This window comes from Providencia rustigianii DSM 4541 (assembly GCF_000156395.1).
GTDB lineage: Bacteria > Pseudomonadota > Gammaproteobacteria > Enterobacterales > Enterobacteriaceae > Providencia > Providencia rustigianii.
In genome coordinates this window covers 256,225-256,633 of sequence record NZ_GG703817.1, presented here as the reverse complement: position 1 = coordinate 256,633, position 409 = coordinate 256,225, and the positions used below count along the sequence as shown (strand labels likewise).

1 pseudogene is annotated in these 409 nt (G+C 41.3%); it reads right to left on the bottom strand.

Going from position 1 to position 409, the window contains the following annotated elements:
• A pseudogene (locus tag PROVRUST_RS20065) lies at window positions 1-269 on the bottom strand (phage tail protein); the annotation flags it as partial.
• Window positions 270-409 lie beyond the last annotated feature (140 nt).

Genomic DNA, 409 nt, shown 5'->3' with positions numbered 1-409 from the left:
TTGTGCCGGTTCCATCGATTAGAGACCATGCCTTACCGGTATCTGCCATTAACTCCAAAGCCAATAACGATAACTTACCGCCAGTTAATGATGGAAATAACGAACCACTTAACGAAATATCATCACTATCAGGACCAATAAACTGGAATGCAGGTCGCTTACCGACGCGGTTATTAAATCCGTAACGGTATTTTTTATTTAATCTGCATCATTTGATAGGGCGTTGTTCGCAAATGAAAAATAAATACGCCTAGTGCTGCCATTGCCATAATTAATATTCTCCACTGTCTTGGTACTGGCTTAACCGCCTTGATTGCTTTCTTCGCTCTGCATCTTCTAATTGCCTTGCGACCTCTTTTGCAATATCCGCGGCTGATCGATTCGGTGTAGGATGAATATGAATTTCAAT